General features: G+C 70.0%; 17 protein-coding genes. 13 read left to right on the forward strand and 4 right to left on the reverse strand.

Features of this window, described 5'->3' with window-relative positions; genetic code table 11:
• Nucleotides 1-31: 31 nt before the first annotated feature.
• Nucleotides 32-1,732 (reverse strand): type IV-A pilus assembly ATPase PilB, encoded by a 1,701-nt coding sequence (gene pilB, locus G4D83_RS14845; protein WP_163865390.1) that lies wholly within the window; start codon nt 1,730-1,732, stop codon nt 32-34.
• Between the two features lie 212 nt (nt 1,733-1,944).
• Complete coding sequence (locus G4D83_RS14850) at nt 1,945-2,874, reverse strand: bifunctional riboflavin kinase/FAD synthetase (RefSeq protein ID WP_163865391.1); 930 nt, start codon at nt 2,872-2,874, stop codon at nt 1,945-1,947.
• Between the two features lie 66 nt (nt 2,875-2,940).
• Between G4D83_RS14850 and trmB the strand changes: the two genes are divergently transcribed.
• The 7 genes from trmB to G4D83_RS14885 all read left to right on the forward strand — a co-directional run bounded on the left by trmB (nt 2,941) and on the right by G4D83_RS14885 (nt 10,933).
• Complete coding sequence (gene trmB, locus G4D83_RS14855) at nt 2,941-3,561, forward strand: tRNA (guanine(46)-N(7))-methyltransferase TrmB (protein WP_163865392.1); 621 nt, start codon at nt 2,941-2,943, stop codon at nt 3,559-3,561.
• Nucleotides 3,562-3,669: 108 nt separating this feature from the next.
• A complete protein-coding gene (locus G4D83_RS14860; protein ID WP_163865393.1) occupies nt 3,670-4,713 on the forward strand; it encodes a diguanylate cyclase in 1,044 nt (347 codons plus the stop codon).
• A gap of 55 nt (nt 4,714-4,768) precedes the next feature.
• Complete coding sequence (locus G4D83_RS14865; protein WP_163865394.1) at nt 4,769-5,185, forward strand: hypothetical protein; 417 nt, start codon at nt 4,769-4,771, stop codon at nt 5,183-5,185.
• A gap of 382 nt (nt 5,186-5,567) precedes the next feature.
• A complete protein-coding gene (locus tag G4D83_RS14870) occupies nt 5,568-6,431 on the forward strand; it encodes a hypothetical protein (protein WP_240356346.1) in 864 nt (287 codons plus the stop codon).
• Nucleotides 6,432-6,498: 67 nt separating this feature from the next.
• Entirely contained in the window at nt 6,499-6,921 is a 423-nt protein-coding gene (locus G4D83_RS14875) for a cupredoxin domain-containing protein (protein WP_163865396.1), read from the forward strand.
• Between the two features lie 56 nt (nt 6,922-6,977).
• Nucleotides 6,978-9,923: a helicase C-terminal domain-containing protein gene (locus G4D83_RS14880; protein WP_163865397.1), complete on the forward strand. Its 2,946-nt coding sequence runs from the start codon at nt 6,978-6,980 to the stop codon at nt 9,921-9,923.
• A gap of 239 nt (nt 9,924-10,162) precedes the next feature.
• Complete coding sequence (locus tag G4D83_RS14885; RefSeq protein WP_240356332.1) at nt 10,163-10,933, forward strand: Uma2 family endonuclease; 771 nt, start codon at nt 10,163-10,165, stop codon at nt 10,931-10,933.
• Between the two features lie 21 nt (nt 10,934-10,954).
• On the opposite strand, the gene G4D83_RS14890 is transcribed toward G4D83_RS14885, so the two are convergent.
• Complete coding sequence (locus G4D83_RS14890; RefSeq protein WP_163865399.1) at nt 10,955-11,695, reverse strand: sensor histidine kinase; 741 nt, start codon at nt 11,693-11,695, stop codon at nt 10,955-10,957.
• Entirely contained in the window at nt 11,692-12,441 is a 750-nt protein-coding gene (locus tag G4D83_RS14895; RefSeq protein ID WP_163865400.1) for a HEAT repeat domain-containing protein, read from the reverse strand. Before G4D83_RS14895 ends, G4D83_RS14890 begins: the two co-directional genes overlap by 4 nt.
• Nucleotides 12,442-12,599: 158 nt before the next feature.
• On the opposite strand from G4D83_RS14895, the gene G4D83_RS14900 reads away from it, so the two are divergent.
• The 6 genes from G4D83_RS14900 (at nt 12,600) to G4D83_RS14930 (ending at nt 22,617) form a co-directional block, all read left to right on the forward strand.
• On the forward strand, nt 12,600-13,403 hold the full coding sequence (locus G4D83_RS14900) for a hypothetical protein (RefSeq protein ID WP_163865401.1): 804 nt from the start codon (nt 12,600-12,602) through the stop codon (nt 13,401-13,403).
• A 289-nt stretch (nt 13,404-13,692) separates the two neighbouring features.
• Nucleotides 13,693-14,133 carry an acetyltransferase gene (locus G4D83_RS14905; RefSeq protein ID WP_163865402.1) on the forward strand — a complete coding sequence of 147 codons (441 nt, stop codon included), beginning with the start codon at nt 13,693-13,695 and terminating at the stop codon, nt 14,131-14,133.
• A 166-nt stretch (nt 14,134-14,299) separates the two neighbouring features.
• Entirely contained in the window at nt 14,300-16,996 is a 2,697-nt protein-coding gene (gene alaS, locus G4D83_RS14910) for an alanine--tRNA ligase (RefSeq protein WP_163865403.1), read from the forward strand.
• Nucleotides 16,993-17,658 (forward strand): hypothetical protein, encoded by a 666-nt coding sequence (locus G4D83_RS14915; protein WP_163865404.1) that lies wholly within the window; start codon nt 16,993-16,995, stop codon nt 17,656-17,658. Before alaS ends, G4D83_RS14915 begins: the two co-directional genes overlap by 4 nt.
• An 8-nt stretch (nt 17,659-17,666) precedes the next feature.
• Nucleotides 17,667-21,869, forward strand: coding sequence for a TIGR02266 family protein (locus tag G4D83_RS46080; RefSeq protein WP_240356333.1), 4,203 nt, complete (start codon nt 17,667-17,669; stop codon nt 21,867-21,869).
• A gap of 121 nt (nt 21,870-21,990) precedes the next feature.
• The gene (locus G4D83_RS14930) at nt 21,991-22,617 is read left to right on the forward strand and encodes an outer membrane beta-barrel protein (RefSeq protein ID WP_176438092.1); all 627 of its coding nucleotides are present in this window, start codon (nt 21,991-21,993) and stop codon (nt 22,615-22,617) included.
• The last annotated feature ends 9 nt before the right edge of the window (nt 22,618-22,626 follow it).

Raw genomic sequence — 22,626 nt, forward strand, 5'->3', positions numbered from 1 at the left:
CCTTCGGTGAGGCTGGGGGAGGAGGGGGTGACTAGAAACGGTCCGGGGCGGTGTTGCCGACCACTTCTTCCAGGGTGGTGAAGCCGTCCATGACCTTCTTCAGGCCACTCATGCGAAGGCTGCTCATGCCCAGACGGATGGCCTCCTGCTTGAGCTCCGCGGCGGACCCGCCGTTGATGACCAGCTCCTTGAGGCCGTCCCAGAAGGGCATGACCTCGTAGATGGCCACGCGGCCCCGGTAGCCACGGTCATTGCAGTCGCGGCAGCCGACCTTCTCGTACACCGTGAAGGTGCCCATCTTGTCCGGAGGAATTCCGGCGTCGATGAGGGCCTGCTCGTCCACCTTGTCCGCCGGCTTCTTGCAGGCGGGGCACAGGCGGCGCGCCAGACGCTGGGCGAGGATGAGGTTGAGCGAGGCCGTCACGAGGAACGGCTCGATGCCCATGTTGAGCAGACGGCTCACCGTGCCAGGGGCGTCGTTGGTGTGCAGCGTGGAGAGCACGAGGTGGCCGGTGAGCGCGGCCTTGACGCCGATTTCCGCCGTCTCGAAGTCGCGGATCTCACCAATCATGATGATGTCCGGGTCCTGGCGGAGGAACGAGCGCAGGCCCGCGGCGAAGTTCAGGCCGATGTCTTCATGCATCTGCACCTGGTTGATGCCGGCGAAGTTGAACTCGACCGGGTCCTCGGCGGTGCAGATGTTGGTGCCGACGTCGTTGAGGCTGGAGAGCGCGGAGTACAGCGTCGTCGTCTTGCCGGAACCGGTGGGGCCCGTCACCAGCACCATGCCGTAGGGCCGGTCGATGGCTTCCTTGAACCAGGCCAGCGGCTCCGCGTCGAAGCCCAGCTTCGTCATGTCGAGCTGGAGGTTGCTCTTGTCGAGCAGACGCATCACGACCTTCTCGCCGAAGAGCGTGGGACACACGCTCACGCGGAAGTCCATCTCCTTGCCGCCGCCAATCTTGATCTTGATGCGGCCGTCCTGCGGCAGGCGTCGCTCGGAGATGTCCAGCGAGGCCATGATCTTCAGACGCGACGTAATCGCGTTGCGCAGCTTCATCGGCGGGCGCATCACCTCGTACATCACGCCGTCGATCCGGAAGCGGACCCGGAAGTCCTTCTCGTACGGCTCGATGTGGATATCGGACGCGCGCTTCTTGATGGCGTCCATGAGGATGAGGTTCACCAGCTTGACGACGGGCGCGTCATCCGCGGCCTTCGCCATCTCGTCGATGTTCTCCGTCTCCTCCTTCGCCAGCTCGATGTCGTCGCCGACGTCGCCGACGATCTCCTCCATCGAGGGGCCCTTCTCCGCGTAGTAGCGCTCAATCGCCTCGCGGATGGAGACCTCCGACGCCACCACCGTCTCGATGTTGTAGCCGGTGAGGAACTTCAGGTCGTCCACCGCGAAGATGTTGGACGGGTCGCACATGGCGACAATCAGCGAAGGGCCCGCGCGGTTGACGGGAATCACCAGGTGCTTCTCGGCCACTTCCTTGGGCACGAGCTTGATGATGTCCGGGTCGACATCGAAGTCCTTCAGGTTGATGGCCGGCACGCCGTACTGCTTGGAGAGGAAGTCGGTGAGCTTCGACTCCTCGATGGCGCCCGTCTTGATGAGCGCGGTGCCGATGCGCGTGCCGCTCTTCTGCTGCTCTTCCTGGGCCTTGCGCAGCTGCTGGACGGAGATGAGATTCTCGCGGACCAGCAGTTCACCCAATCGACCGGACATTCGTGAAGCCTCTTCCTGGTGGCACAGAAGGATGAGACGGGCGGGGGCCCGCCTCGCTCTTGGGAGACAGGGGCGTTGCCTCGGGGCCCCACAGCACCTTTGGCACGGTTCCTGACAGCGAATTAGAGGGGAGCCGCGCACATCCGTCAAGGCGCCCTCTGGGGGCCCCCGACTCGCCAACCCGTTGAACAATCACGGGAAAAATGCGTGCGTCATTCCCCGGCCCGCGCAATCACCGTGCGAGCGGCCTCCACGTCGCGTTTGATCTGCCCCGCCAGCTCCGCCACGGAGCCGAAGCGCTGCTCGGGGCGCAGGCGTTCCAGGAACTGCACGCGCACCTCCCGCCCGTAGATATCCCCCGCGAAGTCCAGCAGGTGCGCCTCGATGGTGACCTCGGTGCCACCGAAAGTCGGTTTGATTCCGATGTTGGCCGCCCCTCCGTGCCAGGTCCCCACGCCCTCGCCGGCGAGGAAGCGCACGCGGATGGCATAGACGCCCGGCGCGGGCCGCAGCTCGTTCTGCGTGTCCACGTTGGCGGTGGGAAAGCCGATGGTCCGCCCCCGCCCCGCGCCCGCCACCACCATGCCATCCAAGTCAAACGGGCGGCCCAACAGCCGGCACGCGGCGGACACCCGTCCCTCCAGGATGTACTCGCGCACCCTCGAGGACGAGGCCACCACCCCGTCCACCGTGACGGGCGTCACCACGTGGACGCGGGCGCCCCGTCGGGCCGCCGCCTCGCGCAGCGTCTCCACCTGGCCCGCGCGCGCCGCGCCGTACGTGAAGTCGCTGCCCACCACCACGTGCGCCACGCCGAGCGCGTCGAAGAGCGCGGCCTCGAAGTCCGCGGGCCCCGTGCGCGCGTAGTCGCGCGAGAAGGCCTGCACCACCGTGGCCTCCAGCCCCAGGTCCGCGAGCAGCTCCAGGCGGCGGGGCAGGAGCGTAATCAGCTTGGGCGCCAGGTCCGGCTGGAGCACCTTGCCCGGGTGGGGGTTGAAGGTGAACGCCGCGGGGGAAGCGTGCTTGCGCGCCTCCGCGAAGAGGGCCTGGTGGCCCACGTGCACCCCGTCGAAGTTGCCCAGGGCGAGCGCCCGGCCGATCAGCGCCCGGCCCGCCTCCGCCACCGACTGGAAGACCTTCATGTCCCCCCTATACCAGTGTTTTTCCCTGGCCAGACCCCGCTTGCCCGTGCTTGGAGCGCCCTCCTCATGCCACGCCCCCGCTTGCTGCCAGACCCCGTCGGCCTCCACCTCATCGCCCAGGAGACTCCTCCGGACTGGGACGCCGAGTTCGGCTTCCCCGGCCCCCTGGAGCTCGAAATCGGCTCCGGCGCCGGCGGCCACGCGCTGGAGTACTGCCGCCGCAACCCCACCGTCCGCTTCGTCGCCTTCGAGTGGCGCAAGAAGTACGCGCGCGACACCCAGGAGCGCGCCCAGAAGGCCGGGATGAAGAACCTGCGCGTCGTCGAGTCCGACGCCCGCTTCGCCGTCCCCCGCATCTTCGCGGACGGCTCGCTCTCCGCCATCCACCTCCAGTTCCCGGACCCCTGGTGGAAGCGCGCTCACGCCAAGCGCGCCGTCGTGCAGCCCGACTTCGCCGCCCTCCTGCTCGCCAAGCTCGCCCCCGGCGGCCGCTTCGACATGCGCACCGACGTCGAGGACCGCGCCCACAACATGCTTTCCATCCTGGAATCCGTGGGTTTCCACAACCCCTTGGGTTCCGGCGTTTTCCATCCCTATGACCCGGAGGAGGTGCCTTCGACGCGCGAGCGGCGGTATCTCACCTCGGGGGAGCCTGTGTACCGGGCCCGGCTCGTCAAACCCGCCTGAGCCTCCAGAAGACGGGGACTTACCCTCCCCCTTGGCTTCCTGGAGTCGTCGGGAGACAATCAGAAACATTCTGGCAGAGCGGGATGATTGCACTGGGGGCGCAACCGCATGGCGGAGGGTGATTGGAAGAGGACGCCGGAGGTAGCCCGGCGGACGGGGTCGGGCGGCGAGCTGAGCGGCCGGACGGTGCTCATCGTCGACGATGACCCGGCACACGTGGCGCACGTGCGCGAGGGGCTGGCGCCGCGCGGGTACGTCTTCAAGGAAGCCCATGACGGGACGCAGGCGCTGTCGGCCATTCGCGAGGCGAGGCCGGACCTCATCCTGATGGACGTGGAGATGCCGGGGCTGGGCGGCGTGGAGGTGTGCCGCATCATCAAGGCGAACTCCGGGGAGGAGGGCTTCGGCTTCATCCCGGTGATTCTGATGACGGCGCGGCAGGCGGCGGGAAAGGTGGAGGGGCTGGAGCTGGGGGCGGACGACTACCTGGTGAAGCCGTTCGACATGCTGGAGCTGTCGGCGCGGGTGAAGTCGATGCTGCGGCTCAAGGCGCTCCAGGACGCGCTGGTGGAGAAGAACCGGGAGCTGGACAAGGCCAACAAGGAGCTGGCGCGGCGGCGCGAGGAGTTGCTCGCCTTGAGCCGCACGGACGCGCTCACGGGCCTGTTCAACCGGCGCTGCTTCGAGGAGCGGCTGGGCGACGAGTTCGCGCGCTCGCGGCGCTACCAGTCCCCGCTGTCGCTGGTGATGCTGGACATCGACCACTTCAAGCGCATCAACGACACCTTCGGCCACCCCTTCGGGGACCAGGTGCTCAAGGCGGTGGCGCAGACGACGCGCTCGCGGCTGCGCGAAGTGGACGTGCTGGCGCGCTATGGCGGGGAGGAGTTCATCGCGCTCTTGCCGGAGACGGGGACGGCGGACGCGCTCAGGGTGTGCGAGCGCGTGCGCGAGGCCATCGCGGAGCTGCGGGTGGAGCACGTGGGCGTGGACGGGAAGCGGCAGGAGGTGCGCCTGACGGCGTCGCTGGGCGTGGCCACGGTGCCCTCGGCGGACCTGGAGAGCTCGGAGGCGCTGCTGCGCGCGGCGGACGCGGCGCTCTACGGGGCCAAGGGAGCGGGGCGAAACCGTGTCCAGCAACACGTTCCGTGAGGTGGACGCACCCAAGGCTTTCCCCCGGCGCCGCTTTGACCTAAACCCCACCCCCATGCGCCTGACCGCGACGATGCCCTGGTTGCTGGCCCTGCTCCTGGTGGGCGTGGCCGGCTGCAACCAGCCCCGCTTCGGCACACCGCAAGATGCGTATACGTCCTTCCACCGGCTGGTGAAGCGCGGCGAGTTCCGCGCGGCCTGGGGCGCCTTGTCCCAGCCCACCCAGACGGCCCTGACGAAGCGGGCCCAGGCGGTGGCTGACGCCTCCGGGGGCGCGGTGAAACCCGAGCCCCTGGGCCTCTTCTTCGCGAATGTCCCCCCTCCTCCGGATGTTACGGAGGTCTCCCTGGTCCGGGAGGCGAACGACGAGGCGACCGTGCTCGTTCGCTCGTCAGGCAGCACCCACGAGGTCCGGATGGTCCGTGAGCCGTCTGGGTGGAAAGTGGACCTCTCAGCCTCCCTCCAGCCGTGAAGCCGGGCATGCTCGGGCTCCTCGCATCAGGTAACGTACGACTGTGAACGATCGGAAGACACGGCGGGTGGTTCCCGCGGTCGAAGTCATCCGGCGGCCGGCCTCGACGCCCGGCAGCGCCGCCCAGACTCCGTCCCCCTCGGAATCCGCCCCTCCGGCGCCCACACCGCGCCCCACGCCCACGCCCCGGCCTGCCGCCGGCATGGCGCCCTCCACCCCGCCCGCCCCCCGGCCCGCGGGAGTGAATCCCGCGCCCCGTCCCGCCGCCCCCACGGCGACGGCCCCGGCCACCCCCCCGGCGCTCCCGCCCACTCCCCGGCCCGCCGGCGTGGCTCCCGCCCCCTCGCCGCGTCCGGCGGGGGTGACACCCGGCGCCCGTCCGATGGCACCGCGAGCACCCGGAGGACCCGGCGGACCCGGTGCCCGTCCAGGAGGCTTCGGTGGCCGGCCCGGAGGCTTCCGCTCCTCCACGCCGCGGCCTCCGCCCACGCCCGAGCAGATCCTCGCGCTGGCGCAGCGCGAGCATGTGCCCGCGCGCATCGCCAAGGGTGAGCTGGAAGGGAAGATGAAGGCGCGCATCTGGCGCAAGCTGCACGCCGAGGAGGCGAAGCGCTTCGACCAGGTCTACGAGCTGATGGGCCAGACGCCGGACCTGTCGCTGGGGGATGCCTTCGGCGTGCTCCAGAGCGGCATGACGGTGGCGGAGTTCATGGCGCGCAAGGAGCGCACCCAGCGCAAGGCGGCCATCAAGCAGGCGCGCGGCGAGGTGGACAACGCCGTGGTAGCGGAGCTGCTCGGCGGCTTCATCTCCGGCAAGGTAGAGGTGTCCGTCGTCCTGGCGGAGCGCTCGCTGCTGGACACGCTCGTCGCCGAGGAGCCCATCGCCTTCACGCTGGAGCGCACCGGGCGGCTGGAGAAGCTGCAGGTGGTGCTGCTGGCGCGCCGCGCCGAGTGGGAGCGACTGCTGCCGAGCCTGGAGCGCGATGCCAAGCTGACGCAGAAGCCGTCCACGGTGGCGCGTCAGCCGGACAAGCGTCCGTACTCGGACCCGCGCGCGTTCCTGGACCACCTGGGCGACACGGTGAAGCTGGTGCTGCGCAACGGCATCACCCTCCAGCTCCCGCTGATGCACGTGGGCCGGTTCGACCTGCTGCTGGGTGAGCCGGGCCACGAGGTCTTCGTCCCACTCCACGCCCTGCTCAAGTTCGAGCCGGGTCCCTCGAGCGCTCCCGCCGACGAGGCCTGAGGGCCCTGAAGTCGGGGGCGCAGGCCCCTCTCAACTCCGCCAATCCTTCGTTCGCTCGAGGCACCGCATGCGCCCCTTCTTCTCCCGCATCATCAAGCCCTGGCTCGCGCTGGCCGCGACAGCCGCCATGGTGGGTGCCACGCAGCAGGGGTGCACCAAGGGCGCGCCCGCCGCGGCCGAGACTCCCGCCGCGCCCACCGTCCCCGAGAAGCGGGAGAACGGCGTGCGAGTGGTGGAGCTGACGGTGACGGAGAAGGGCTACGAGCCCAGCCCCGTGACGCTGAAGAAGGGCGAGCCGGTGAAGCTGGTGGTGACGCGCACGACGGACCAGACATGCGCCACCGAGGTGGTGATGGACGGCTACGACATCAACACGCCGCTGCCGCTCAACCAGCCGGTGGACATCTCCTTCACACCCAAGGAGTCCGGAAAACTCGTCTACGGGTGTGCCATGGGGAAGATGATTTCCGGCGTTTTCCTGGTGGACTGAAGACGTAGGCCGAAATCTGGGCAGCGCGCGGGGAAGCGTTAGTCTCCCGGCCCTGCATGGGCGGCGCGGCGGAGCTCTTCACGCGGCATGTGTTTCTCGACCTCGAAACCACGGGGTTGGATCCACGTGCCGACGAAATCATCGAGCTGGGGTGTCTCTTCTTCGAGAACGGACGCGAGGTGGACCGCTTCGCGCGGCTCTACTCGGCGTCGCGGCCCCTGCCTCTCACCATCCGGCGGCTGACGGGCCTGACGGACGCGGACCTCGCGGGCCGGCCCCGTTTCGGGACTGACATCGAGGAGCTGCGAAGTCGGCTCACGGGCTGGACGGTGGTGGCGCACAACGCACCGTTCGAGAAGGGCTTCCTGCCGGACTTGCTGGGCCCCATCCGCGCGCCGGTGCTCGACTCGTGCGAGTTGATGCACTACCTGCACCCGGAGCTGACCAGCCACTCGCTGGAGTCGCTGCTGCGCTGGGCCGGGCTGGGCATCCGCCAGCCGCACCGCGCGCTGTCCGACTGCGAGGCGGTGCATGCCGTGCTCGTGCAGACGATGGACCGCTTCGTGCGCGAGGGCCGGGGCGAGGATGTCTCGGACCTGCTGGCCACGTTGGACCCCCGGGCCGCGCGGCGACTGGGCCTTCCGGAGACGGACGGCGGCGCGTTCGACTACGAGGAGTGGCCGCTGCTGGAGCTGCTGTCGCGACTGAGCGAGGCCTGTCGTGCCGCTCCCGCGTCGCTGGCCCTGGAGACTCAAGGGTTCCTGCGCGGGAAGCCCGAGCGGCGACGCGCGGCGGGTGTCCCGTCCCTCCCCGAGCCGGAGGCCGAGGCGCCGGTGCATCCGGTGCGGGCCGAGGAAGTGACGGCGGTGCTGGGTGCGGGCGGTGCGCTGGAGCGGATGGAGGAAGGATTCAGGAGTCGGGCCGCGCAGCTCGAGATGGCGCAGGCGGTGGCGCGCGCGCTGTCGGACGGTGAGCAGGTGGCGGTGGAGGCGGGCACGGGGACGGGCAAGTCGCTCGCGTACCTGACACCCGCGGCCCTCTTCGCCGCGCGCAACGGGCGCAAGGTGGGCGTGGCTCCGCACACGAAGACGCTCCAGGACCAGTTGCTGGAGAAGGACCTGCCCCGGCTCCACAAGGCGATGGGCGGAACCTTCGGCTACGCGCTGCTCAAGGGACAGTCGAACTACCTGTGCCGACGTCGCGCGCTGGAGGCCACTCGCGTGGAGCCGGGCATGGGGCACTCCGCGCGCGCGCCTCGCGCGTACCTGCGCGCGTACCTGCGCCGCAGCGTGGATGGCGACATGGACCGGCTGAGCCACTGGTTCCGCGAGCGCTTCCCCGTGCTGATGGGCCTGACGCCCGCGGTGCGCTCCGAGGCCGCGACGACGCTCGGCGAGAAGTGCCCGCACTACCACCGTTGCTTCTACCACTCGGCGGTGGCCCAGGCGCGTGAGGCGGACGTGCTGGTCATCAACCAGTCGCTCGCCTTCGCGTGGCCCGCGCGCTACCCGAAGCTGGAGCACCTGGTCCTCGACGAGGCACACGAGGTGGAGGACGTGGCCACCACGGCCCTCACCGTGGAGCTGTCGGACCTCGCGTTCCAGCGGCTCACCGAGCGACTGCACGGACGCGATGGACGCCACGGCCTCTTCGCGGAGCTGCGCCGGGCCCTTTCGGCGTCGCGTCGCGAGGAGTCGCGCGCGTTGATGGGCCAGGTGGAGGACGCGCTGCGCCGGCTGATGGATGAGGCGCGGGATTTGGGCGCCCGGGTGACGGAGCTGTGTGAGCCCTCGGCCACCACCGCGGGCGAGGACCCCGACGAGGGCGCGTATGCCCCGGAGCTGCGCGTGACGGAGGCGGTGCGCGCGCTGCCCACGTGGGAGCCGGTGCGCGACGGATTGGAGCTGGTGCGCGGCGCGCTGCAGGCGCTGCACACGCTGCTCGCGGTGCGAGTGCTGGAAGCGCTGCCGGAGCTCGCCACGAGGATGCCCCCGCTGGAGCGCGAGCTGTCCGGAGCCACCACGGAGCTGGGCGAGCTGGCGACGCTGGCGCAGGAGCTCTCGGGCGAAGCAGCGGCGGGGCGGTGCTACTCCGCGACGGCCGAGCCTCGGCGGCAGCGCTGGAGCGTGGGTGCGCAGCCGGTGGATGTGTCCTTCCATGTGTCGCGCGACTTCGCGGCGAACAAGCGCGCGCTGGTGCTGACGTCGGCCACGCTGGGGCCCACGAGCCAGGGCTCGGGGACGCCCTTCGTGTTGAAGCGACTGGGGTTGGATGGACGCGGCGACCGGCCCGCGCCACGGCTGCTGCGCGCACCCTCCCCCTTCCAGCTCCATGAGCAGGCGTTGGTGGTGCTCGTCACCGATGCGCCGCGCGCGCACGAGGAGGCCTTCATCGACTGGGCCGCGACGCGGATTTCGGGCCTCGCGCAGACGATGGGTGGACGGCTGCTGGGCCTGTTCGCTTCCACGCGGCGCATGGAGCGCGTGGGCGCGGAGGCGCGGACTCGATTGGAGCCGCTGGGCATCGAAGTACTGCGGCAGTCGCGTGGGCACAGTCGCTCGCTGGCGGCCCGGCAGGAGCGCGACACGGGCACGGTGCTGCTGGGCACCAAGAGCTTCTGGCAGGGCGTGGATATCCCCGGCCGAGGCGTGGGCTGCGTCTTCATCGACAAGCTTCCGCTGGAGCCCGCGCTGCGCCCGCTGGTGGCCGCGCGCGAAGAGCCGCTGTCCCGCTCTGGTGGCGAGTACCAGGGCTTCCTCCAGTACCGACTGCCGCGCGCGTTGCTGCTCCTGCGTCAGGGCGTGGGTCGACTCATCCGCTCCACCACGGACCGAGGCGTCGTCATCGTCGCGGACCCGGGCCACCCGAGCTACCGCGCGCACCTCATGGAAGCGCTCGACGGCTATCGCGTGGAGGCGCTGCCGTGGGCCCAGGCGCGCCTGCGCATCCATGCGGTGCTCAAGCAGACAGGGCTCACCGTGGACGTGGCCTCACCACCGTGAGGCTTCACAAGTCCGCTCCCGTGGACTTCTTCATGGAGTCCTGGGACACGGTTCACGCGCATTGCTCGATTCCTGCTTCGCGACACGCGCGGAAGTGCATGGCGCACGCCTTGCGCATCCACCTCGGGCATTGACGCGCGAGGCTGCCGACCCCACGCTTTCGGCGCATGGGACGGCACGCGGACAGAGTTCGTGGTGACGCCTTCCCTCGGGCTCCCACCCAGGAGGAGTGGGACGCGATGGGGCCCGAGGAGAGGGCGCAGGTGGTGGAGACACTGCCGGCGGAGGTGACGTACCGGGAGATGTCTCCGCCCGAGGGGGACTTGCATCAGGACGCGAAGCACCGCGTGTTGGATGTGCTCAGGCATCACTTCCGAAATCGGCGGCGCACGGCGTACGTCGGCTCGGAGCTGCCCGTGTATTACCCCGGGGAGCGCCGCTTCGCGCCGGACCTGCTGGTGGTGTTCGACGTCGAGCCACACTCTCGCGAGAAGTGGCTGGTGAGCCATGAGGGCAAGGGCCTGGACTGGGTGATGGAGGTCCACTCGGGCGGCAACCGGAAGAAGGACGCCGTGGTCAACGTGGAGCGGAACGCGCGGCTCGGCATCCGCGAGTACTTCATCTACGACGCGGGCCGGGAGCGGCTGGAGGGGTTCCGGCTGAAATCCGCCAAGGCCAGGACTTACGTTCCCCTCAAGCCGAAGCAGGGACGGTTCACCTCGAAGGTGCTGGGGCTCGAGTTCGAGGTCCGTGGCGACAAGATGTTCGTGTGGACCGGCGAGACGCTGTTGCTCGAGTCCACGGAGATGATTGACCAGCTCAAGGCCCGGATGGAGAAGGCCCGCCTGCGCAGGCAAGCGGAGGCCCGTCGACGTCGTCAGGCAGAGGCCCGGCTGCGGAGCAAGCTGGAACTGGCCCTCAAGGAAGCAGACCAGCTTCGCAAGGACGCCGAACAACAAATGGCGAAGATGAAAGCCGAGCTCCGCAAGCTGCGTCCCCGGAAGCACTGACCGGGGACGGCGTCGCGAGACTCAGGCCTCCAGGCGCGCGCGGAAGCGGGACTCCAGCGCGCGCAGTTCGTCGAGCGACTCTCCCGGCACGCCGGAGCGCTCCGCCGTCTCCAGCGCCTTCGCCAGCACCCGAGCATCCTCTTCGCTCTGGTCCCGCAGCTTCTGCATCATGCTCCTCGTCGCGTCGAACAAGTCCCGCAGCTCGTCGCCGTCACGCAGGCCGTATTGCGGCGGGCGCAGCTTGCCGTCGAGCACATCGCCCACCATGCGCCGGATGCGAAGCAGCGGCCCGGCCAACCGATGCGTCACGACGATGGTGGCCAGCGCCACCACGGCGATGAACCCCACCAGGAAGGCGCCCAGCACCCACCACGTCGCGCGCTGACGCCACTCCAGCTCCGCCCTCTGGGCGACGATGGCGGCCCGCTCCGCCTCGTAGGCCGCGTCGATGCCCTGCGCCTTCTCCCGGAAGGTGGCCTCGAAGGTCGGGTCGTCCATCCGCGCCAGCAGCTCGTTGGACAGGGTGGCGCCGGACAGCTCGCGGCTGACCTCGGCGGCCTTGGAGCGGGCCTCCACCGCCGTGGCCGTCTCCCGCATCAGGGCCCAGGCGGAGCGCACCAGGAACACGCCCAGCAGGGCCGACAACACCACCGTCACTCCGACCATGTACGCGGTCAGCTTGAGCTGGAAGCTCGTATCCAGGAGGAAGTTACGCCAGCGCCGCTTCGGGGCCGCCGCATGCGCCGTCGTGCTCGTCGTCATGTCTCGTTGCTCCACTCGAAGGTTTCCGCTGCTTCCTCCACCGCGCGCGGCACCAGCGCCTTGAGGAGGTCCGCGGGCTGCGCGCCCCCGGCCTTCACATCCACCTGCCCAAGCAAGGACAAGTCCGGGTAGCTCAGGCAGACGATGGCCACCCGCAACCCGCCCCCCTCCATCGCATGGACCTCCGGGGTGATGCGATAGCCATGAACGCCCAGCTTCTTCAGCGCGCCCTTCGCCGCCGCCTTGGACTCCTTGGCCGGCGCCAGGAGCGCCCCCCGGCGAATCAGCCGCGAGCGCAGCCGCGCCTCGGTGGCCTTCACCAGCTCCGCCGGCAGCGAGCGCGTCAGGTCCTTCATCCCCTCCAGCGAGACGTAGAAGCGCGGAGGTCGCGCCTGGTACTCCTTCAGCGCGCTCACCGCCTCGCGCACGGCCGCCTGCACCGCCGCGTCCGCCTCCGTCTTGTGGGCCTCCAGGCAAGGGAGCGCCGAGGACTCCTGCAGCTTCGCCAGGGACTTGGCGACCGCCGCGCGCACCAGCTCGCTCGGGTCCTTCAGGGCGCCGCACAGCGGTGTCACGGCCTCCGGATCCTCGGTGGCCCCCAGCACCAGGGCCGCCTGGGAGCGGGAGCGCGGATCCTTGCCCTGCGTGAGCTGGCGCCCGAGGAACGCAAGCCGGGTGTCCCCCTGAGCAAGGGCCACGTGGGGCGCGACAAGCAACATGAGGAGGGGGAGGGCAGGCAGCCGCATGGCAGGGACGACGGAGAGTGTAGCGCCGTCTGCCCGCTGACGAACAGTTGCAGGATGCCTGGTCCACGCGCACCCACCTCCCCTGCTTGCGTAGGCGGGGTGGATCCGACATGGGGCCATCCTGGGGTAACGTGCGCACGTCCAGGAGGGCATGCCCGGTGTCATTCGCTTCCCGGTTGGAAGGTCTGCTGCAGCAAGTGGGGTTGAGCGGCGTGGTGGAAGAGGTGCGTTCGCGCCTGGGCTATGCGCGCCCGCAGGCCCCTTCCCACAACGGTGCCACCCATCCCGCACCCCGTCAGGTGGAGCGGCGGGACGCGCCGTCTCCCGCTCCCGTGGCCGTCGCGCCTCCCAGCGCGCCAGAGCCCACGCGCGTGGAGCGTACACCGCGCCCTCGCCCCATCGCCGAGGCGGAGAGCTTCCCCGCCGCCGAAGCCGTCGCCGCCGACCCACCCACTCCACGGGCCTCGAAGGCGGCGAAGAAGACCCGGGGCGTGAAGACCGCGAAGCCCGCCACCAAGGCCGCCAGCGCCAGGTCGGGCAAGAGTCCGGCGGCCCGGAGCAAGGCCCGAGCGAAGAAGAAGGGCGAGGCCGCCCCCGCGCCCCAGGCCGCGTCCTCCGCGGACACGGGCCAGGCCGTGAACCAGTTGATGGAAGCGCTCAAGGCCCACCCTCGCTACGAGGAGCTGCGCTCCGCGGGCAAGCTGAAGGATCAGCTGGTGCGCTCACTGATTCCGCTCTACCTGGCCCGCGCGGTGGCGCTGGACATGGAAGTGACGTCCGGAACGACGTCCCGCTTCTGGGGCGAGCTGGGCGTCACCTACGCCGCACCCAACGCCGCGAAGGCCCTGCGCCTGCACGCTGGCTACGCGCAGGACACCAAGAAGGGAAAGGCCATCACGCCCAAGGGCGTGCAGTACGTCGAGGAGGCCCTGAAGCGCCTGCGCGAGGAAGCCGCCTCCTGAAACACCCTCCGTGAGCCACCGAGGCGACTGTCCGCTCGGTGGCACTCCAGGGCCGTCATGGGCCAGCAGGGGTTCGCTGGCGGACGCTCTTCCGGACCGTGTGGCCGAGTGGCTGGCCCGGGCCAGGAGGCCCCCTAGATTGGCGCGGAGCAATGGCCACGACGCGCCCTTCACCCTGGACGGCTTGCCTCCATCTCCCCGCCTCCCTCACGGGAATGGCGAGCGAGGGCGTGGACCGCCGCAAGGTCGGAGGGCCTTCGGGCCGCTGGAGGGTGGCGCGGGGTGGGGCATGGGTCCAGACGCGCTGACCTTCTACCGGGCCGCGAGGCGGCTGAAGCGCCTGGGCGTGCCCATGCTTCCGGGCATGGTGGCCGCCGTGGGTGACCGGCTCCTGCACTGCCACGTCGACATCGACGCGAGGCTGCACTCCTCCGTGGGCCTGGGCTACGGCGGCGTGGGCGTGGTGGTGGCGCCGGGCGTGGAGGTGGGCGAAGGCAGCTTCCTGTCCCAGAACGTCAGCGTGGAGCCCCGGTTCGGCGAGTCGGGAGTCCCCCGCATCGGCCGAAACGTCTATGTGGGCGTGGGCGCGCAGATCATCGGTCCGGTGACGGTGGGAGACGGCGCGGTGATTGGCGCGGGCGCCCTGGTCATCTCGGATGTGCCCCCCATGGCCGTGGTGGCGGGAGCCCCGGCCCGGGTGGTGAAGCAGAAGGCCGCGAACGAACACTGAGGGGCGGACCCCACGCAAGGCGCGGGTGGCGTGTTCGCCGCCCCCCACCCCTCCTGCCGTCCAGGCGGACGCGGGCTGTCGGAGTCCCACCTCCCGGGCCGTCCGCCCCCTCATGCAACCTCCAAGAACTCCTGCGCGGCCTCCTCTTGTGGCATATACCCACACCATGCCTTCCGCCCTGACCGCCTCCGAGATTCGAGAGGCGTTCCTCAAGTTCTTCGAGGAGCGTGGACACCGCCGCGTCCCCTCCTCCTCACTGGTGCCGGCGAACGACCCGACCCTGCTGTTCACCAACGCGGGCATGGTCCAGTTCAAGGATGTCTTCACCGGCCGCGAGCGGCGCGACTACCAGCGTGCCACCACGTCGCAGAAGTGCGTGCGCGCCGGTGGCAAGCACAACGACCTCGACAACGTGGGCTACACGGCCCGGCACCACACGTTCTTCGAGATGCTCGGCAACTTCTCCTTCGGCGACTACTTCAAGGCGGACGCGATTGCGTACGGCTGGGAGTTCGTGACGAAGACGCTCGGACTCGACAAGGCGCGGCTGTCCATCACCGTGTTCAACGGCGAGGACGGCATCCCCTGGGATGAAGAGGCGTTCGAGCTGTGGGCGAAGCAGGGCGTGTCTCGCGACCGCATCTTCAAGCTCGGCAAGAAGGACAACTTCTGGTCCATGGGCGAGACGGGCCCGTGCGGTCCCTGCTCCGAAATCCACTATCACCAGGGTGACGACATCCCCTGTGTCGAGGAAGCGGCGGGCAAGAAGTGTCAGGGCGTCGCGTGCGACTGCGACCGGTGGCTCGAAATCTGGAACCTCGTGTTCATGCAGTTCGAGCGCAAGGAGAAGGACGCGCCGCTGATTCCGCTGCCCAAGCCGTCCATCGACACGGGCGCGGGCCTGGAGCGCATCGCCTCCGTCGTGCAGGGCAAGCGCTCCAACTACGACACGGACCTGTTCCAGAACATCATCGCGAAGGTCGTCGAGGTCTCCGGCAAGCCGTACTCGCAGGAGACGGGCGCCTCCCACCGCGTCATCGCGGACCACGGTCGCGCGGCGGCGTTCCTCATCGCGGACGGTGTGCAGCCCTCCAACGAGGGCCGGGGCTACGTCCTGCGCCGCATCATGCGCCGAGCGATTCGCCACGGCACGCTGCTGGGGCTGGACCAGCTCTTCTTCTTCAAGGTCGTCGACCGCGTCATCGAGGTGATGGGTGACGCGTACCCCGAGCTGCGCGAGAGCCGGCCCTTCCTGCTCAAGGTCTCCGAGCACGAGGAGGAGAGCTTCCGGCGCACGCTCAGCCGCGGCATGAAGATGATTGACGAGAGCGTCACCCGGATGAAGAAGGCGGGCGAGACGCTGATGTCCGGCGCGGACGTCTTCCTGCTCCACGGCACCTACGGCTTCCCGTGGGATTTGACGCAGATCATCTTGCGTGAGCACGGGCTGGACGCGGACATCCCCGGCTTCGACGCGGAGCTGGTGAAGGAAGCCGAGCGCGGCAAGGGCGGCGAGCTCAACAAGGACAAGGCCGTCGGCGACGTCTACCTGAAGCTCGTGGAGAAGCTCGGGACCACCGAGTTCCTCGGCTACGAGGGTGAAGGCCACGAGGGCGAGGGCAGCATCCGCGCGATGATTCGCGACGGCGTGGAGGTGGTGCAGGCCTCGCAGGGTGACAAGGTGGAACTGGTGCTGGACCGGACGCCCTTCTACGGCGAGTCCGGCGGTCAGCTCGGCGACAGCGGCAACATCGTCGGCCACGGCGGCAAGGCGGTGGCACAGGTGAAGGACGCTCAGCGTCCGGTGCCGGGCCTCATCGTCCACTCCGTGGAAGTCACCGAGGGGACGTTCAAGGTCGGCGACATGGTGCAGACCGCGGTGGACGTGGAGCGCCGCAAGGCCATCCGCGCGAACCACTCCGCGACGCACCTGCTGCACAAGGCGCTCAAGCTGGTGCTGGGCGAGCACGTGAAGCAGGCGGGCTCCGTCGTGGCGCCGGACTTCCTGCGCTTCGACTTCTCGCACTTCGGGCCCGTCACGTCCGAGCAGGCGGAGAAGGTCGAGGACCTGGTCAACGGCTGGATTCGCGACAACGCCGCGGCCGAGACGCGCGTCATGGCGCTCGAGGACGCGAAGAAGTCCGGCGCGGTGGCCATGTTCGGCGAGAAGTACGGCGAGACGGTTCGCGTCGTCACCGTGCATCCGGAGTCCACCGAGCTGTGCGGCGGCACGCACGTGCGGCGCAGCGGCGACATCGGTCTGTTCAAGCTCTCCAGCGAGAGCGGCGTGGCGTCCGGCGTGCGCCGCATCATCGCGCTCACGGGCGTGGGCGCGCTCCAGCACGTGCGAGAGCAGGAGCACGAGCTGCGCAAGGCCGCCGAGCTCTTGAAGACGTCTCCCAAGGACGTGGTCAAGCGCGTGGAGGCGGCGCAGAAGCGCGTGAAGGAGCTGGAGCGCAAGGTCGAGGAAGTGGCCGTGAAGGCGAACACGGCGGGCAGCAAGGACCTGCTGGAGCAGGCGCGCGACGTCAACGGGATGAAGGTGCTCGCCACTCGGGTGGACCCGGCGGACGACAAGGTGTTCCGCGGCATGGCGGACCAGCTCCGCGACCGCATGCGCTCTGGCGTCATCGCCATCGGCGGCGAGAAGGACGGCCGCGCCATCATCCTCGTCGCGTTGACGAAGGACGTGGTGGCCAAGGGCCTCAGCGCGGGTGACCTGGTGCGCGAGATGGCCAAGGAAGTCGGCGGCAAGGGCGGCGGCAAGGCCGACATGGCGCAGGCCGGCGGTCCCGACGCGTCGAAGCTGCCCATCGCGCTGGAGAAGCTGTACGAGCTGGTGAAGGGAGCGGGCAACGCGTGAGCGCTCGCTCTCCCCTCGCCCTGGCGCCGGTGGCGTGCCTCCTGGCTGCGGCCCTCTTCATCGGGGGCTGCACGAAGGATGAGCCCTCGTCCGAGTCCCTGGGCACGGCGGATGAGCGCACGCTCCAGAAGCTGCGGCAGGAAGTGGACCGGGTGAACCAGGGAGGCCGCCCGGCCCAGGGCCCCGAGGCCACCCGGGGCGCGCCGAACTCGCAGCTCGCGGGACTCGCCGCGGGACTGGAAGATGCCGCGCCCCGGCAGTTGGGCGTGCCCGAGGGCAACAACACGGTGCACGTGGACACGGTGGCGGTGAAGCTGACCGGGCTGGAGTCCTCCCACTCCGCGAAGGGCTCTGGGAAGCTGAGCGTGACGACGGAGGAGCTGTTCCTCCGGGTGCAGCTCGTCACCCAGAACGTGGGCCCGCAGCCCGTGACGCTGGACCTGGAGTCGGCCACGGTGGTGGACGCGAAGGGCGCGTCGTTCGTGCTGGCGAGGGACGCGCAGGTGCTCGCGGGTACTCGTCCCCTGCGCCGGACGTGGGCCCCTGAAGAGCGCGCCGACGTCGTCCTCCTGTTCGAGCTCCCCCCGCCGGCCCTGCGGGAAGGTGCCCTGCACCTGGTCATGCAAGGGACGGGGGGAGAGGTGCGGATCCCCCTGCGATGAGCGGGCTTGTGTCCAAGCTGCTTCCGCTGCGCATCCGCCTCCCGTACAGCACGGAGGAGGAGTTCGTCGACAAGTACGGCTCGAACGTGGCGCGCGGAGGTGTATTCGTCGCCACGCGCGCGTTGAAGCCCGAGGGCACCGGGCTGGCGTTCGAGTTCGTCCTCGCGGATGGCAGCCGGTTGCTGCGCGGCGAGGGCGTGGTGGTGAAGGCACAGGTGGACTCGGGCGCCGGGCGCACCGGGATGACGGTGCGCTTCGTGAAGCTGGACGCCGCGAGCAAGGCGCTCGTCGACCGCGTCGTCGCACGTCGTGCCGCACCCGAGCCGCAGCAGACGGTCCCCGGATTGGTTCGCAAGACGCAGGCGCCCAGGCCGGTTGCGCCCAGCGCGCCCGAGCCGCCCGTGCAGGTGCCCGCGGTATCCCAGGACGCCCTCATAGCGGCCAGGAGTGCACCGGAGGCGCAACCCCTCGCGCCGGAGAGCGACGACCTGGCGCAAGGTGGACTCTTTCCACCTGAGCCCGACGAGGCCACGGAGGCATCTCAAGGCGGCCGCTTCGCTCCCACGAGCGATGACGGTGAGACGCCCAGCACGGCACTGGGCCAGCACGGCGCCTCAAGTGAGCAGCACGTCGGGGACACCGGCGCGGGTCTGTCAGTCGACGCGGAACCGACGGCGCCACGGCAAGTCGATGGTGAGCCGTCAGATGCGGCGGCGCTCAACGCGAGTACGCCGGTCGCGGATGAGCCTTCGGGCTTCGGGAATACGCCAGAGGCCGCGTCGCCCGCTTGGACGGGGAGTGCCGCGCCCACTGAGGGCAGCGCTCTCGCAGCTGACGACGAGCGCGAACTCGACTTCGACATCACCGCGAGCTTGTTCGACTCCGATGAGGAGTCATCAGCGAGCGCGGTGAGCGCACCCGTGGTTGGCGCGGACACGAATCCCGACGCTTTCGGCCAGGAGCACGACACAGCCACGGGGAACGCGGCCTCGACCTTCGAGCCCTCGTCGATTGACGGGAATGAAGCGGTCTCGAGTTTCGAAGGGGAGGCCTCTGCGAGTGTCTCCGCTGACGCTCCTTCGGACCTCTCTGGCACGGACACGTCGGACCCTGTCGAGGACACGTCGTCCGAGGTTCCCTGGTTCGGGACTCCAGAGGTCCCAGCGTGGGAGGCCAGTCCCACCGAAGTGGCCGCCCCCACCGTCCACGACGCGTCCACCGAACAGGCATCAGCTCGCGAGGACGAGCCTGCGCCCTTCAGCCCACTGGCCATCGGCGACGAACACACCGAGACGGAGAACCGCTCGGCGGCACCGGTTAACGCGGAGGTGCCCTCTTCTGGCGTCGAGTCGACTCCCTCGACGGGGGCGCAGGCTGGCTCGTCGCACATCGAGGCCACGAGCGACACAGACCCGTGGGGCATCGCGATCCGCTCCGGCGGCACCGTGGCAGGCGCCACGAAAGAGACCTCGACCTGGTCACTCGCTGAGCGTGACGAGTCCTCCTTCGCCACTGACGCGGACTCGTCCACGGACCCGCTGGCGCGTATCGAGTCGACGTCCGCCGCCTCCCGGGTCGACACGGGCCACATCGCGGCCAACGTCGATACCGACGTGGAGTCCCTGGCTGCGGCGCTGTCTCGCATCGAGAACGAGCCCTTCGCGACGGTCCGAGACACATCGGCACGCATAGAGCCACTCGCCAACACCGAGGCCCGTCCGTCCACGGAAGCCCCAGCTCACGCAGAGCCATCGGCCGCACCGACCGCGCAGTCCTCCACGGCGACAGCCGCGCAAGAGATGCCCGGGACGCTCGCCGACACGGGTGCCACAGCGGCAGGAACGGCTACGCCAACCCTGGGGCTGACAACCGCGCAGGACGCAACGGAAAACGCGTCGTCCGAGGTACGCACCGACACGTCCGCAGCGCCCCAGGGCTCACTGACGGCATCCTCCGACGAGCCCTCCGCGACGGGCTCGACCGAGACGCGAGACAACTCCAGCGCCTCCACCTCCGCAACGGCAGCAGGTGTACCGACGACGTCTACCGCGCCCAGCCCAGTTGGAACGCGTACCGACGCCATCGTGTCCACCTCCGCACCGGCGACAAGTGCAGTAGCGACGTCCTCCGCGCCCGGCTCGCCCGAGACGCGCACCGACACGCGAGAGTCCGCCGCCGCACCGACGACAGGCGCAGCGGTGACGTCCTCCGCCCCCGGCTCGGCCGAGACGCGCACCGACACCCGAGAGTCCGCCTCCACAACGGCAACAGGTGTACCGACAACGTCCGCCGCCCAGGCCTCCACGGAGCTCGCCACACTCGGCTCAACCGAGTCCCGCGCCAACTCCAGCGAGTCCACCTCCACTCCGCCAGCAACCACGGCCGACCAAGCCCCCGTGTTTCCGGCCTTTCAAGCCGGTAACACGGGTCCCGCCGGCTCCGTCTCCCAATCACCAGGGGCCACCACACCCTCCCCTGCTCCCACGGAGCCGACTTCCACCACGGCCCCGCGCCCCATCACCGAGGCGCGCGCCGAGCCCACCGAGCCACCTGCCCTCCAGGACGCCGACACCGCGCGCAACCGCCGCCGTGCGCTCCTCGAAGTCCCTGTCTCCACGCCCTCCACCTCACCTTCCATTCCGGAGGTGGTGCTCGGCATCGACCTGGGCACCTCGCACGCACGCGTCGCCGTCTTCCACGAAGGCGTCGCTCGACTCGTTCCACTCCCGGGCACTGACGGCAACGAACTGCCAGCGCTCGTCGCGGTGGACGGCAACGACGAGCTGCTCGTCGGCCCCGCCGCCCAGGTCGAGGCCATGCGCGCCCCCCGCCGTGCCGCACACGGCCTCATGCGCCTGCTCGGCCTGCGCGCGCGCTCGCCCCGACTCCGCGCCCTGGCCCCGCAGCTCCCCTTCCCCGTCGCCGCCGACCCGAGCGGTGATGCCTGCGTGGAACTGGGTGGACGACTCGTCGCCCCCACCCTCTTCACCGCCCTGCTCCTGCGCGAGCTGAAGCACGCCGCCACCACCTTCGTCGGCCGCAAGGCCACCCGCGCCGTCATCTGCGCCCCCACCCACTTCACGGACCGCCAGCGCGCGGCCCTCCGTGACGCGGCCACCCTCGCGGGGCTCGACGCCCAGCGCATCCTCACCGCCCCCGCCGCCGCGGCCCTCGCCCACGGACACGGACGCGGCATGGCTCGCAAGCGCGTGCTCGTCGTGGACCTGGGCGGCGGTGGGCTCGGCGTGTGCGTGGTGCAGGTCACCGGCGATGACCTGGAGGTCATCACCACCGGCGGCGACCCGATGGTGGGCGGCCTGGACTTCGACTCTCGCATCGCGGAAGCGCTCGCCAGTGACCTCGCCGCCCAAGGCATCCCCCGCCCCGAGCACCCGCTCGACTGGGGCCACCTGCGCACCGCAGCCGAGACCGCGAAGGTGGCCCTCTCCGAGCGCGAACAGGTGGAGGTGCCGCTGTCCACGGGCACCGTGCCTCCACTCACCCGAGAGCGCATGGAGGCCCTCACCGCGGACCTCGCCCAGCGCGTCACCTCCGTCGTGCGCGAGGTGCTCGACTCCAACGCCCTCTCGCCCCAGGGCCTCGACGCCGTGCTGCTCGTGGGCGGGCAGGGACGCACGCCCCTGGTCCGCCGCCGGCTCGAGGAGAGCCTGGGCGTGCCCGTGCGCGACGACGTCGACGCGCGAGGCGCCGTGGCCCTGGGTGCCGCGCTGCTCGGCCACGGCATCCTCCTGTCCGAAGGCGGCAAGCCCGGCGCCTCTGTCTCCGAAGTCCTCTCCGCCCCCATTGGCGTCGCCGAGCGAGGCGGCACCCTGCGCCGGGTGCTCGAGCGCACGACACGGCTGCCCGCCGGCAAGACGCTCGTCATCCCCGTGACACCAGGCCCCTTGGAGCTCGCCCTCTTCCAGGGCCCCTCGCCGCTCGCCGCGGAGAACGAGTACCTGGGCCGGCTCTCGCTCAACGTGGAGCGCGCGGGCGAGGTGGAGCTGCACTTCGCGCTCACCGCCGACGCGGCACTCTCGTTGGAAGCCACGCTGCCCGGAGTTCGCCGCCAGCCTGTCTCCCTCTCCCTCGAGGACCTGGACGACGCGGCACGCGAGGCGCTCGTCGCCCGCTCGCCGTTGATTGGCGAGCCCGAGGCGCGCCCCGGTGGACTGCTGAAGGGCTTGAAGAAGCTCTTCGGTCGCCGCTGAGCGCCTCTCCGTCAGGCCCCTCGCGGACCTTTCGGACCACCGCCCCCCCAGTGGTCTCTCTCTGTAACCGACTCAACGGATGCCCACCTTTGCGCTGACCAAGACTTCGAGGAGGTATGCGATGCGTCGATGGATCGTGGGAGGTGTTGCCGTGGTGGCCTGCGGACTGGCGACTCCAGCCGTGGCGGCCGTGGGGGCGCAGAACGTGGCCAAGAAGCTGGGCATGCGACAGAACCCGACGGCGGGTCTGGACGTGCGATTGGGCCTCGGCAGTTTCACGGGCTCGCTGGGCGAGGACGTCGGCGTGGGACCGCTGCTGGGCATCACCGCCGACGTCAATCCCTGGAAGTACGTGGGTATCGAAGCCGGATGGGAGCTCCAGCGGCTCCCCATCTCCACGAGCCGCGTCGATGACGAGGGCGAGGGTCTGTGGCGCAACAACCTGGGCTTCACGGTCAAGGCCGGGCCGACCCTCAACGAGCGCTGGCGCCCCTACGCGGGCGTCGGCTTCGGCGTGAGCTATATCAACCCCACCAGCGGCGCCGATGACGTCTACCGCAACGACTGGATCACCGAGACGCCCTTCTCTCTCGGCGTGGACTACCGCCTCGGCGAGGTCCTGTTCGCCGGAGCACGGGCCACCTATCGCCTCGTCGGCGGCGAGGACATCGTGAATCGCCCGGGCACCGACGAAGAGGCACGCGGCGGCCTCTTCAACGCCAACCTCACGCTGGGCGGCCGCTTCTAGCCGCCCCGC

Origin of the sequence: Myxococcus eversor, from assembly GCF_010894455.1 — a bacterium.
In the GTDB taxonomy this organism is placed as follows: Bacteria; Myxococcota; Myxococcia; order Myxococcales; family Myxococcaceae; genus Myxococcus; species Myxococcus eversor.